Annotated in this window: 11 protein-coding genes; all 11 read left to right on the forward strand. The window is 73.5% G+C overall.

The genetic code is table 11. From position 1 onward, the window contains the following. The first annotated feature begins 3 nt into the window (after nucleotides 1-3). The 11 genes from OEIGOIKO_RS09350 (at nucleotide 4) to OEIGOIKO_RS09400 (ending at nucleotide 12,527) form a co-directional block, all read left to right on the forward strand. A complete protein-coding gene (locus OEIGOIKO_RS09350) occupies nucleotides 4-1,344 on the forward strand; it encodes a serine hydrolase domain-containing protein (RefSeq protein ID WP_125053638.1) in 1,341 nt (446 codons plus the stop codon). Then, the gene (locus tag OEIGOIKO_RS09355) at nucleotides 1,341-2,747 is read left to right on the forward strand and encodes an MFS transporter (RefSeq protein WP_125053640.1); all 1,407 of its coding nucleotides are present in this window, start codon (nucleotides 1,341-1,343) and stop codon (nucleotides 2,745-2,747) included. The genes OEIGOIKO_RS09350 and OEIGOIKO_RS09355 overlap by 4 nt, the downstream gene beginning before the upstream one ends. A 455-nt stretch (nucleotides 2,748-3,202) precedes the next feature. Then, nucleotides 3,203-4,399: an acyltransferase family protein gene (locus tag OEIGOIKO_RS09360; protein ID WP_125053642.1), complete on the forward strand. Its 1,197-nt coding sequence runs from the start codon at nucleotides 3,203-3,205 to the stop codon at nucleotides 4,397-4,399. A 178-nt stretch (nucleotides 4,400-4,577) separates the two neighbouring features. Next, nucleotides 4,578-5,600: a guanitoxin biosynthesis L-enduracididine beta-hydroxylase GntD gene (gntD, locus tag OEIGOIKO_RS09365; RefSeq protein ID WP_125053644.1), complete on the forward strand. Its 1,023-nt coding sequence runs from the start codon at nucleotides 4,578-4,580 to the stop codon at nucleotides 5,598-5,600. A gap of 212 nt (nucleotides 5,601-5,812) precedes the next feature. Beyond that, on the forward strand, nucleotides 5,813-6,964 hold the full coding sequence (gene mppP / locus OEIGOIKO_RS09370; protein WP_125053646.1) for an enduracididine biosynthesis enzyme MppP: 1,152 nt from the start codon (nucleotides 5,813-5,815) through the stop codon (nucleotides 6,962-6,964). Then, nucleotides 6,961-8,214, forward strand: coding sequence for an enduracididine biosynthesis enzyme MppQ (gene mppQ / locus OEIGOIKO_RS09375; protein WP_170251667.1), 1,254 nt, complete (start codon nucleotides 6,961-6,963; stop codon nucleotides 8,212-8,214). The genes mppP and mppQ overlap by 4 nt, the downstream gene beginning before the upstream one ends. Further along, nucleotides 8,211-9,053: an enduracididine biosynthesis enzyme MppR gene (gene mppR, locus OEIGOIKO_RS09380; RefSeq protein ID WP_125053650.1), complete on the forward strand. Its 843-nt coding sequence runs from the start codon at nucleotides 8,211-8,213 to the stop codon at nucleotides 9,051-9,053. Before mppQ ends, mppR begins: the two co-directional genes overlap by 4 nt. A 95-nt stretch (nucleotides 9,054-9,148) precedes the next feature. Then, nucleotides 9,149-10,096, forward strand: coding sequence for a winged helix-turn-helix domain-containing protein (locus tag OEIGOIKO_RS09385; RefSeq protein ID WP_170251668.1), 948 nt, complete (start codon nucleotides 9,149-9,151; stop codon nucleotides 10,094-10,096). 174 nt (nucleotides 10,097-10,270) lie between these two features. Then, the gene (locus OEIGOIKO_RS09390) at nucleotides 10,271-10,486 is read left to right on the forward strand and encodes an MbtH family protein (protein WP_125053654.1); all 216 of its coding nucleotides are present in this window, start codon (nucleotides 10,271-10,273) and stop codon (nucleotides 10,484-10,486) included. A gap of 101 nt (nucleotides 10,487-10,587) precedes the next feature. Continuing rightward, nucleotides 10,588-11,250, forward strand: a complete 663-nt coding sequence (locus OEIGOIKO_RS09395; RefSeq protein WP_125053656.1) for a response regulator — start codon at nucleotides 10,588-10,590, stop codon at nucleotides 11,248-11,250. 92 nt (nucleotides 11,251-11,342) lie between these two features. Beyond that, nucleotides 11,343-12,527 (forward strand): sensor histidine kinase, encoded by a 1,185-nt coding sequence (locus OEIGOIKO_RS09400; RefSeq protein WP_125053658.1) that lies wholly within the window; start codon nucleotides 11,343-11,345, stop codon nucleotides 12,525-12,527. Nucleotides 12,528-12,633: the final 106 nt, after the last annotated feature.

A 12,633-nucleotide genomic window follows, 5' to 3' on the forward strand; every position in this document is an offset into this window, starting at 1 on the left:
TTCATGGAAGACAGACTCAGCCGCACGCTGGCCCAGTTGGCCGCCGAGCACCGCGTCCCCGGGGCGCAGCTCGTGGTCGTCCTCGAAGGGGAGCGCCATTCGGTCGCGTACGGGGTGCGGGACGCCGCCACGGGCGCGCCCGTCACCCGGGACACGGCCTTCCCCGTCGGCTCCCTGACCAAGCCGTTCACCGCCGCGCTGGCGATGATGCTGGTCGCCGACGGGGACGTGGACCTGGACGAGCCGATGCGCGACCAGCTCCCCGAGTTCGGCGCCGGCCGCCTGGTCACCCTCCGCCAGCTCCTCAGCCACACCTCCGGGCTGCCCTCCGACCTGCCCGAGGGCAGTGAGCGGACCACGGACCGCGCCCGGTGGGTGGCCCGCCACGGCCGTGAGGCCGACCTGGCCCACCGGCCCGGCACGGTCTTCTCGTACTCCAACGTCGGCTACCTCGTGGCCGGCCGGCTCGTCGAGGCGGTCACCGGCATGGACTGGCGGGAGGCGCTGGAGGCCGTCCTGCTGGCCCCCTTCGGCCGCCGCCCCGGGTACGTGACCGGGCCGGACCGCGGCGAACGGACCGTGGCGCTGGGCCACGCCGTGCAGGCGGCCCGGGACCGGGTGGTGCCGATCCCCGAACAGGACCTGCCCGAGGTGGAGATGCCCAACGGCTCCCTCGCCCTGAGCGCCGAGGACCTGGCCGCGTTCGCCGAGCTGTACTTCGCCGGGTGCCGTGACCCCCGGCCGCTGGGCCGCGCCACCGCCGACGACATGTGCTTCGACCAGCTCGCCGCCGTCCGGATCGGGCCGTACGGCATGGCCGACGGCTGGGGCCTGGGCTGGGCGCGGTACGAGGACGGCCCGGCCGACGTGTACGGCCATGACGGCACCGGCGACGGCACCTCCTGCCACCTGCGGTTCGACCCGGTCTGCGGGAACGCCGTCGCGCTGACCGCGAACGGCAACGCGGGAGCCGCGCTGTGGCAGGCGCTGGGGCCCCGGCTGCGCGAGCTGGGGCTGCCGGTCGGCGACCGCCCGGAGCCCGGGCCGCCCGCCGCCGGGGAGTTCCGCGCGCCGGACGGGTGCCTGGGCCACTACGCCAACGGCGACACCGAGTTCGCGGTGGTCCGCGGGGCGGACGGCGGGCTGCTGCTGTCCTTCGGCGGGCAGCCGCACGCCGAGCTGCTGTGCCGGCCGGACCTGCGCTTCGTCATGCGCGAACTGGGCGGCGGCGCCCGCTCGCCCGGCCGTTTCGTCACCGACCAGGACACCGGCCGGATCGGCCACCTCCAGATCACCGGACGGCTCGCCGCCCGGATCAAGGACGAGGGCGGCCCGGCGGCATGACCACCGCGCCCGCCGACGAGGAGGCGACCGGGCGGCACGGCGCCGGACCGCGGCGGGCGTCCGCCCGCCCGGCCGTCCCGCTGTCCCGCAACCGCGACTACACCATCCTGTGGACCGGCCAGCTCATGTCCGAGCTGGCCATCGAGATCGGCGCGGTGGCCGTCCCCCTGCTGATCATGGCCCGGTCCGGTACCCCGCTGGAGATGGGCCTGGCCTCGTCGGTGATGGCGGCGGCCCACATGGCCGCGGTGGTGCCGGCCGGGGTGCTGGCGGACCGCTGGGACCGCCGCCGCCTGATGCTGGTGTGCCAGGTGCTGCGGGTCCTGGCCGTGGCGAGCCTGGCCGGCGCCCTCTTCTGGGACCGGTACTCCTTCGCACACCTGCTGCTCGTCGTGGCGCTGGAAGGCGTGCTCGGCTCGGTCTTCGACCCCGCCGAGCACGCCGCGCTGCCTCAGGTCGTACCGCCCGAACAGCTCTCCACGGCGGTGGCCAGGAACGCCGCCCGGCCCTACGTCGCCACCCTCGTGGGCCCGGGCGTGGCCGGCTTCCTCTTCGCCGCGTACCCGCTGGGCCCGTTCCTGACCAACGCGGTGATGTTCGCTCTGTCCGCGGTGGCGCTGTGCTTTCTGCGGCTGCCCCGGAGCGCCCCGCGCGCGCACGACGGGGCCGACCCGCCGGAGCGCGGGAGCCGCGCCACGTGGGGGGACTTCCTGGCCGGGTTCCGCTGGGTGCTGGGACAGGCGGTGATCAGGACGACGATGGCCTGGATGATGATCACGAACCTGGTCTTCGGTGCCCTGCTCATCGTCCTGCTCGCGATGTCCGGCGAGGACGAGGTGGGTGCCGGCGAACTGGGCCTGACGATGGCCTGCTTCGGCGCCGGCGGGCTGCTGGGCGGCCTGTTCGCCGCCCGGATGCACGCGGCGGTCCGCCCACCGGTGATCATCATCGGGTTCAGCTGGACCGCGGTCCTCGCCACCGCCCTGATGGCGGTGGTGCCCACCGGCCTGCCCACGGGCGCGCTGCTGGGTCTCATGGCCTTCTTCGCGCCGCTCGCCAATACGACGGTGCTCACCTACCAGTTGACGGTCACCCCGGACGAACTGCGCGGCCGGATGAGTGGCGTGGCCGGCTTCTGCTCCGGCGGCGCCGGCGCCCTGGGGCCCTCTCTCGGCGGCCTGCTGACCGGCGCGGCGGGCGGCGGCACCCGGGCGGTCCTGCTCTGCGCCGGCTGCCTGGCCCTGGTGGCGGTCGCGGCCACGGCCGGCCGCACCCTGCGGCGGTTCCCGGCGCCGGAGGGGACCGCGGGGCAGGCGCCTGCGGGGCAGGCGCCTGCGGAGAAGGCGCCGGTGGGGGGCGGGGCGGCGGAGGAGTCCCGGGCGCCCGGCTCCCGTACGCCGTAGGGCGATCGGAGGGCCGGACCGGCATCACCCGGGGCTCCCCCGGGCGCCGGGCCCGGCGCCCCGCGCTGACGGCGAACGGCGGCGGGGACCGCCGGCGGGCGGCGTCCCGGGGCAGCCGGTGAACGGCGCCACGCGCCGCTGACGGACGCTGTCCGGGCCCCGGTCGGCGGCGCACCGCCCCGCCGCGGCCGACGCCGCCGGTCCCTGATGCGCCGCCAGTTACATCTCCGGCCCCGCAACTTAGCTGCGAAGTCAAACATCTGGCCCGCGTGGCGTGCACGGGTCAGACTCGCGCCCAACGGGGGACGCATGGCCGCCGCTGCCATGGGACCGCGCGCGCGGTGGACATCGGGGGCGGGCGCCCGCGCCCGGAAACAAGCTTCCACCGCGGACGACGACGTGGACGCGGGTGCCGCACGCCACGCCGCTCGTCGCGCACCTGGCGAGAGGTCCATATGCAGACGAGACCGTCCAAACCGAACCTGAAGTCCCTGACCGGCCTGAGATTTTTGGCCATGCTGCCCGTCTTCCTCACCCACGCGGCGTTCGAGGGCGTCTTCACGGACGCCGACGCGAGCTGGGGATTCCTCAACGTGATGGGCACCAGCGGATATCTGGCGGTGTCGTTCTTCTTCGTGCTGAGCGGCTTCGTCATCACCTGGTCGGTCCGGCCGGGCGACACCGCGCGCGCCTTCTGGCGGCGCCGCTTCTTCCGGGTCTTCCCCAACCACGTCACCTCCTGGGCGCTGGCCCTGGTGCTGGTGCTGACGGTGGGCACCGGCATCGGCCTGCTGCCGTCGGTCACCCAGCTCTTCCTGCTCCAGTCGTGGGTGCCCGACCCCGCGTACACCGACACCGGCAACAGCGTGAGCTGGTCGCTCGCGGTGGACGTGGTCTTCTACGGGCTGTTCCCGGCGCTGCTGGCGCTGGTGAACCGGATCGCCCCGAAGCGGCTGTGGTACTGGGTGATCGGCACCGCCGTCGCGGCGGCCGTCGTGCCCGCGGTGGGGCTCGCCGCGCTGCCGGACACCCCCGAGATGCCGCTGAGCGGGGTCTCCGAGAGCCAGTACTGGTTCGCGTACTTCCTCCCGCTCTTCCGGATGCTGGAGTGCTTCCTCGGCATGCTGATGGCCCGGATCGTGCTCACCGGTGTGTGGATCAGGCTGCCGGTGCTGCCCGCCGTCGTCCTGGTGGTGCTCGCGTACTGGGCCGCGCAGCAGATGCCGTACCTGTACCGGCTGAGCGCGGTGACGGTGCTCCCGGTGGCGCTGCTGACGGCCGCGGTCGCGGTGGCGGACGCCGAGGGGCGGGGCACCCCGTTCGGGAACCGGGTCATGGTCTGGTTCGGCGAGCTGTCCTTCGCGTTCTACCTGCTGCACAACCTCGTCCTGAAGTACGGGCACCTGCTGCTCGGCCACACCGAGGTGGACGGCGAGCAGGTGGGCCGTACCTGGGACGTTCCGGGCGGTGTCGCCGTGATCGCCGGCGGCTTCTTGGTGTCCGTCCTGCTGGCCTGGCTGCTGCACAACGGCGTGGAGAAGCCCGCCATGCGCCGCTGGTCCCGGCCGCGCAAGGCCCGGACGACCGCTGCCGCGGGCGGCTCGTCCCGCCCGGCCGACGCCGTTCCGGCCGGCGAGGTACTGGCGCCCTGAGGGCCTGGGCGGCCCCGCGTGACTCTCGCGATCCCCGGGCCGCAAGGGAAGCGGGGGGCAACTTAGCCAAGGAGTAAAGGTGGTACAGCGGGGTCCGGAAACGCGACATGATCCCGACTGGCCAGGCATTCGGCGCCGGACCAGACCGATCCGGCGCCCCATCTGGAGGGACGGGTACGTGCTGACGCTCCACCTGCAGGATGACGACGTCGCCGCGGTTGATTCCGTGGTCGACGAACTCGTCCGGCGTCACGACTCCGTGGAATCCACGGAGTTCCAGGCCGAGAGCCGCCTTTACGCGGATGAGCTTCCACGCCGGGTGCGGCGGGCGCTCCACGAATACCGAAGCACCGAGAAGTCCGGGATCATGGTCGTCAGCGGCCTGCCGGTGGACGACACGACGCTGGGCAGGACCCCGGCGGAGCGCCGGACCGAGCCGGAGTCCACGTCGCTGCGCCAGGACATCGCCTTCTACCTGATAGCCAACCTGCTGGGTGATCCCATCGGATGGGCCACCCAGCAGGACGGCCGGATCATGCACGACATCTACCCCGTGCAGGGCTTCGAGCACGAGCAGATCGGCTGGGGCAGCGAGGAGACGCTGACCTGGCACACGGAGGACGCCTTCCACCCGCTGCGCACCGACTACCTGGGCCTGATGTGCCTGCGGAACCCGGACGGCGTGGAGACCACCACCTGCGACATCGCGGACGTGGTGATCGACGACGAGACACGGGAGATCCTGTCTCAGAAACGTTTCCGCATCCTCCCCGACGACGCCCACCGCATCCACGGCGAGGCGCCCGAGGACGAGGACGAGCGGACCGCGGCGCTGCGCCGGCGCAGCCGGGAACGCGTGGCCGCCGCGCTGGAGTCGCCCGACCCGACGGCCGTGCTCTTCGGCGACCCGGACGACCCGTACATCTGCATCGACCCCCACTACATGCGCGGTGTTCACGGCGAGGAAGAACAGCGCGCACTCGACACCATCGGCGCGGCCATCGACAAGGCGATGTCCGGCGTCGTGCTCCAGCCCGGAGACATCGTCTTCGTGGACAATTACCGCGTCGTGCACGGCCGCAAGCCCTTCCGGGCCCGGTTCGACGGCACGGACCGCTGGCTGCGGCGGCTGAACGTCGCCCGGGACCTGCGCAAGTCGCGCGAGGCCCGGCTGGCCGCGCACACCCGCGTCATCTACTGACCGGCGGCCCCGCCGCCATCCACCACCGCTCACACCCCACCGCCGCGACCGGCCACCCGGAGACGGAACGCGTCACCGCGGGGACCGGCCGCGGCTCGCCCGGGGCGGTCAGCACGACCGCACGCGCCCGCCGAGCGGCGCGTCGCCGTGCCCACTCTCCCCTCGACACGAGGGCCCACCCAACTTCTTTGCGAGGTACACCTGTGTCCGGAATGCTGCGAGACAAGACTGACGTACGGGCGCCCGGCGGCGACTCCGGCAACCTCACCCAGCTGGAGTTCCTCGCCCTCAACAGCGAGTTCAACATCGCCGACGGCCACGCCCGGCAGGCGCTGACGGCCGGCCAGAGCAAGATCGTCGAAGACCTGCCGCTGCTCTTCGCCGAGGGCGAGAAGCGCCCCGTGGAGGAGCTGGAGACCGAGGCGCACGCCGCCTTCTTCACCGCGCTGGGCCAGCACAGCTACCCCGCCACCCCGGGCCGGGTCCTGAGCTGCTACTCCTCCTCGGTCGCCATGGAGATCCTCTCCCGGGCGCTGGCCGAGACCGTCGAGTCGGTGGCGCTGGTCCACCCGACCTTCGACAACATCGCGGACCTGCTCCGCGGCAACGGCCTCAAGCTGGTCCCGCTGGAGGAGGACCCGCTGCACGGTGCCGACCTCGACCCGGCCCTCCTCAAGTCGGTGGGCTGCGTCTTCATCACCACGCCCAACAACCCCACCGGCCGCGTGGTCTCCAAGGAGCGGCTGACCCGGCTGGCCGAGCAGTGCGCCGAGTACGGCGTCGTGCTCGCCCTGGACACCTGCTTCCGCGGCTTCGACACCCGCGCGCAGTACGACCACTACGAGGTGCTGAACGCCAGCGGCGTGCGCTGGGCCGTCATCGAGGACACCGGCAAGCTGTGGCCCACCCTCGACCTGAAGGTCGGCATGCTCGTGCACGCCGAGAACCTGGGCCTGCCGGTCGAGAAGATCTACTCCGACATCCTGCTCGGCGTCTCGCCGCTGCTCCTGGCCATGGTCCGCCGGTTCTCCGAGGACGCCGCCAACGGCGGCCTGGAGGACCTGCACCGCTTCATCGCCGGCCACCGCGCCATGGTCCGCGCCGAGCTGGCCGGCCTGCCGGGCGTCAGCGTCCCCGACCCGGACAGCCGCGCCAGCGTCGAGCGGGTACGCATCGACGACCTCACCGGCACCCAGGTCTGGGCGCTGCTGCGCGAGCACAACGTCTACGCGCTGCCCTGCCGGCCGTTCCACTGGGCCGACCACTCCCAGGGCGACCACACCCTGCGGCTGGCGCTCGCCCGCTCGACCGATCCGCTGACCCGGTCGGTCCGCGCGCTCCGGCACGTCCTGTCCTCGCGTTGACGGCCTCCGTCGCGGACGGGGCGTCACCACCCCACGGCTTCGCGGGCCCGCTGTCGCACACGCGGCGGTGGCACGCGGGAGTCGTGCAGGAGGCCGCCCCGGCCGGGGTCCTCGACCTCGGTCCCGGATACATCGAGCCCGCCCTGCTGCCCGTGGACCTCTTGCGGGACGCGTACGCGGGCGCGCTGGAGGAGTACGGTGCCGCGGCGCTCGGCTACGGCCACGACCCGGGCGCCGACCCGTTGCGCGCCGAGCTGGCCGCCCGCGCGGCGGCGGCCGGCGGGCACCCCTGCGGGCCGGACCAGGTGGTCCTCACCTCGGGAACGTCCCAGGCCCTGTACCTGCTGGCGACATCGTTCGCGGCACCCGGCGACACAGTGCTGGCGGAGGAGCTCTGTTACGACCTGGGTCAGCGGATCTTCAGGGACTGCGGCCTGCGGGTGCGCACGGTCGCCACGGACGGGTCCGGGATGCTGCCCGACGCCCTGGACCACGCCCTGGCGGCCGTACGGCGGGAAGGCGGCCGGACCGCCTTCCTCTACCTCACCCCCACCCACCACAACCCCCTCGGGCGCACCGTGCCGACGGAGCGCCGGCGGCGGCTCGTGGAGGTGGCGGCCCGGCACGACACGCTGATCCTGGAGGACGACGCCTACGCGGAACTCGCCCTGACCGACGGCTGGACCCCGCCGCCCTCGCTCGCCGCCCTGGCCGGCTACCGGGGCGTGGTGCGGCTGTGCAGCTTCTCCAAGACCCTGGGCCCCGGGCTGCGGCTGGGGTGGCTGCTGGCCGACGCCGAGGTGGCGGCCCGGCTCTCCGGGCACGGGCTGTTCGTCAGCGGCGGCTCCCTCAACCACACCACCTCGCTGGCCGTGGGCCATCTGCTGGCCACCGGCGCCTACGACCGGCACCTCGACGCGTTCCGGACCCGGCTGCGGGCGCGCCGGGACGCGCTCGTGGACACCCTGCGCGCCGCCCTGGGCGACCGGGTGCGGTTGCGCACCCCGGAAGGCGGCTTCTTCCTCTGGCTGGAGTCCATGGCCGGACCCACCGAGGAGGCGCTGCTCGACCGCGCCGCCGCGGCGCACGTGCGGGTCGCCGCCGGCTCCCGTTTCGGCACCACCCAGGGGCCCAGTGTGCGCCTGGCGTTCAGTTTCAACCCCCCGGCGGCGCTGGAGCGGGCCGCGCGGCGGCTGGCCGCCGCCTGGACCGGCACCGCGCCGACCCCTCAGATCGGAGAGAGCACGTGACGACCACCACCGGGCACAGCACCCCCCGCACGCACACCGGGCCGGGGGGCGCCGGGCCCGTCGGATACAGCCTGCCGCTCTCGCCCACGGGCGCGTCGTCGATGCTCACCCCGCCGCCGTGGCACTTCTCCGGCGAGGTCGTCATGGTCGAGTACCGGGTCGACCCGGACGCCGCCCGCCGGTTCCTGCCGCCGGGCCTGACGCCGGGTGCCGACCCGGGCGCCGCGGCGGCGGTGTTCGCCACCTGGCAGTGGTGCTCGGCGGACGGCGCCGAGCTGGCCGACCCCGGGCGCTGCCAGTTCGGGGAGTTCCTGATCCTGCTGAGCTGCGAGTTCGAGGGCCGCCCCATGGCCCGCTGCCCGTACGCCTGGGTCGACCAGGCCGTGCCCATGATGCGCGGCTGGGTCCAGGGAATGCCCAAGCAGTTCGGCACGATCCACCAGAGCCGTCCGGTGACGGTCGGCAGGGCGGGCTCCCGGCTGGAGCCCGGCGGCCGGTTCGACGGCGCGCTGTCCGTCCACGGGCGGCGGGCCGTGGAGGCATCGGTGACCCTGGAGCGCTCGGGCGACCGGGCCCCGGCGCTGCACGACGTCCCCCTCGCACACACCCTGACCTTCCCCGAGTGGGTCCCGTCGGCCGACGGCCCGCGCGCCCGGCTGGTCGCCTCGGAGGTCAGTGACGTCGAGTTTTCCCGGATCTGGTCCGGATCCGGAAATCTCTCCTTCCTCGATGGTGGTCTTGGGGATGATTTCGCTTCACTCGTACCGTTGGAGGTAGGAGATGGACATGTGTTCGCGTACGGAGAGACCCTCCACGGCGGACGCCTGCTTACCGACTGAGCCGGCCACGAAGCACTGGACCGAACCAGTCATGAACACGGGGGAACACATTGCTGAGGATTCACTTCACTGTTGAGGACATCACCAACACACGGATGCTGGCGACCCTCGGCCCGATGGCCGAGACCGCGTTCGCGCTGTATCTCTTCGGACGCAACGGCGACATCGCCTTCCACCAGTGGCGCCGCAGCGTCCGCGCCGGGCTGGGCAAGGACGCGGCCCGCTACACCGCCCTGTCCCAGCAGTTCAGAACGCTGTACGAACTGCCTGTGGCGTTCGCCGACGCCTTCACGCAGAGCACCGACCCCACCCACGAAGCGTCCGCCGACGTCCGCCGCAGCACCGAACTGCTCGCCGACCTGTGCCAGGTGGCCGTCCTGCCGCACTGGCCGATGATCCGCAGCAACCTCGACGGTGCCCGGGAGGCATGGGGCCGGGTCGCCATCGCGCACGGCGTGGAGCGGCTGCTCAGCTCCATCCACCCCAAGGTCCGCTGGCGCTCCCCGGTCCTGGAGATCCGGCACGGTCAGAAGCGGGACATCCACCTGGACGGACGCGGACTGCTGCTGTGCCCGTCCTTCTTCCTGTCCGAGCAGTCCTGCGCGTTCCTGGACGCGGTGGGGGAGAACGGCGTGCCCGCCCTCGTCTTCCCGGTGAAGGCCGCCGCCCAGGGCGACTTCTGGGGCCCCGCCGAGCACGACGAGCAGGCGCTGGGTGCCCTGGTCGGACACACCAGGGCGGCGGCGCTGGAAGCGCTCGCCGAGGGATGTTCCACGGGGGAACTCGCCGACCGGTTAGGGATATCGCTGGCCGGCGCGAGCAAGCACGCGGCCGTGCTGCGCCGCTCCGGCCTGGTCACCACCTCGCGGAACCGCAACACGGCGCTGCACGCGCTGACCCCCCTCGGCAAGGCACTGCTGCGCAGGTGCGAGCCCTTCGTCGCCCCGGCCCCGCGGGCCTTAGCCAATGGCGTGCCCCAGCAGCGCGTACGCCCCCTGCGGCTCGGCGGCGTCGGGGCCGGCGTCGCCCGCCAGGCGGTGTGACGAGGCCACCGGCCGACCACCGACGCCGCGGACCGGACGCCGAGGAAGGCGCTCCGGCGCAAGGCATCCCGGCGGAGAAGACCGCCCGCGCCGCCCCCGCTGCCCGTGACGCCGCGACCGGCACGGGCCGCCCCGGCCGGACCCCCCCGACGGACGAGCAAGAAGGAGAACACTGTGGGCACGAATCCGTTCGACGACCCGGACGGCACTTACCTGGTGCTGGTCAACGACGAGCACCAGCACTCGCTGTGGCCGGCGTTCGCCGACGTACCGCAGGGCTGGACGGTCGCCCTGACCGAAAGCGACCGCCGGACCGCCCTGGAGTACATCACCGCGCACTGGACCGACATGCGTCCGCGCAGCCTCGCGACGGCGATGGGCGACGCGTAAGGGGAACTGCGGCGGGCCTCCCCGGAGGCCCGCCGGAGCCCGGCCCACACCGCACCACCGAGAAGGCATCCCGTGATCCCGGTACGGCACAATATCCGCTTGTGACTATTCGCTTACTGATCGCCGACGACCAGGAAATGGTCCGCCGCGGAATGCGCCGCATCGTGGAGAGCCAGCCGGACATGGAAGTGGTCGGCGAGGCGACCAACGGCGTGGACGCGGTCGAACTGGCCCGCTCCCTGCAACCGGACGTGGCGCTCTTGGACATCCGCATGCCGCGCATGGACGGCCTGGAAGTCACCCGGCTGCTGGCCGACCCCGCCGCCGCGCATCCCGTCCGTGTCGTCGTCGTGACCACCTTCGACCTGGACGAATACGTCTATCCCGCGCTGCGTTTCGGCGCCTCCGGGTTCCTGCTCAAACGCTCCGGCCCGACGCTGCTGGTGGAGGCCGTCCGCGCCGCCATGGCCGGGGACAGCCTGATCAGCCCGTCCATCACCGTGCGGCTGCTTCAGCACGTCACCGGCTCCGGCACCAAGCGCCGCCCGCGCGAGAGCGTCCTCACCGAACGCGAGGCGGAGATCGCCGGAAAGGTGGCCGAGGGCAAGACCAACGCCGATATCGCCGACGAACTGTTCATCTCGGCCGGCACGGTCAAGACACACGTCGCGAGCATCCAGCGGAAACTCCAGGTGCGCAATCGCGTCGGAGTGGCCGTCCGCGCCTGGGAGATGGGATACGCCACCGGGCGGACACCTGGCTGAAGCGCGGTGAATATCTGCCGTTCGGCAGATGCCCGGAATTCCCGTCCGTGCCCGGCACTCCGCCCCTGAGGAAAATGCGTAGCCTCGGCCCCATGGACAACCAGGAACACCCCGCTTCCGGCGCGACCGGCCGGCGCCGGCGCCGCTGGATCGCGGCGGCCGTGGCGCTGGTCCTCGCGCCCGCCGTCGCCGCGCCCCCCTCCGCCTGGACGGTCGCGGTCATGGCCGCGCTCGCACTGGCCGTCGCGATGCCGGCCTGGCCCGCCGGCCGCCTGGACCGGGCGGCCGGCGGCATCGCGGCCCTCTCCCTCGTGGCGGACGCCGCCTACTTCGGGCCGCCCGGACTCGTCCTCCTGTGGTTCCCCGTCGAAGCCGCCGCGCTGCTCGTCCTCCTGTACCGCGTGGTCCGCCATGTCCCGCCGCCCCGCGCGGCCGTGGCCGGCGCGCTGACCTGCGCCGCCCTCCTCGCCCTGCCGCTGCGCTTCACCCTCCACGCGCCCCAGACGGGCCTGAAGGAATCGGTGTTCGTCGCCGCGCTGGCCCTCTTCCCGGCCGCCGCCGCCACCGGCGTCGGCCTGTACCTGCGGTCCCTGGACAACCGCCGGGCCCGCGCGGTCGCCCTGGCCCGGCGCGAACAGCGCCTCGAAGTGGCCCGCGACCTGCACGACTTCGTCGCCCACGAGGTGACCGGCATCGTCCTGGAGGCCCAGGCCGGACAACTGGAGGCGGACGGGTCCGGGCCGGAGGAGCACCGCGCCCTCCTCGTCCGCATCGAACAGGCCGGACTGCGGGCACTGGACTCCATGGACCAGACCGTGCAAGCCCTGCGCGAGGCGGACGGCCGCAAGTGGGGCGAGCCCCCGCCGACCCGCCTCTACGGCATGGCTGACCTCCCCGAACTCGTCGGCCGCTTCTCCTCCATGGCCGCCCCCGAGGTGGACCTCTCCCTGGAGGACGACATCGCCGGCACCCTCGCCCGCGAGGCCGAGGACACCGCCTACCGCGTGGTGCTGGAGGCCCTGACCAACATCCGGCGGCACGCCCCGCAGGCCGCCCGGGTCGAGGTCTTCGCCGGCCGGACCGCCGACCGCGCCGTCGAGATAGCCGTCGCCGACGACGCCGGGCCGAGCGCTCCCGCCCCCACCCGCCACGGCGGCGGCACCGGCCTGGCCGGCCTCGCCGAACGCGTCAGCGCCCTCGGCGGCACCCTGGAGGCCGGCCCGCACGAGAAGGGCTGGCGGGTGCGCTGCGTCCTGCCGGCACCGGCATTGCGCTGAGGGGCGGGGAGAGGGGTGAGGTTCCGGGGGCGGGCCGGGGCCGCTGTGATGACCGGTCGGCCCGCCGGACGAACGCCCCCTCCGGCACCCGCCCCTCTCTCCCCTC

The sequence above is a fragment of the Streptomyces paromomycinus genome, assembly GCF_003865155.1.
Taxonomy (GTDB): domain Bacteria; phylum Actinomycetota; class Actinomycetes; order Streptomycetales; family Streptomycetaceae; genus Streptomyces; species Streptomyces chrestomyceticus.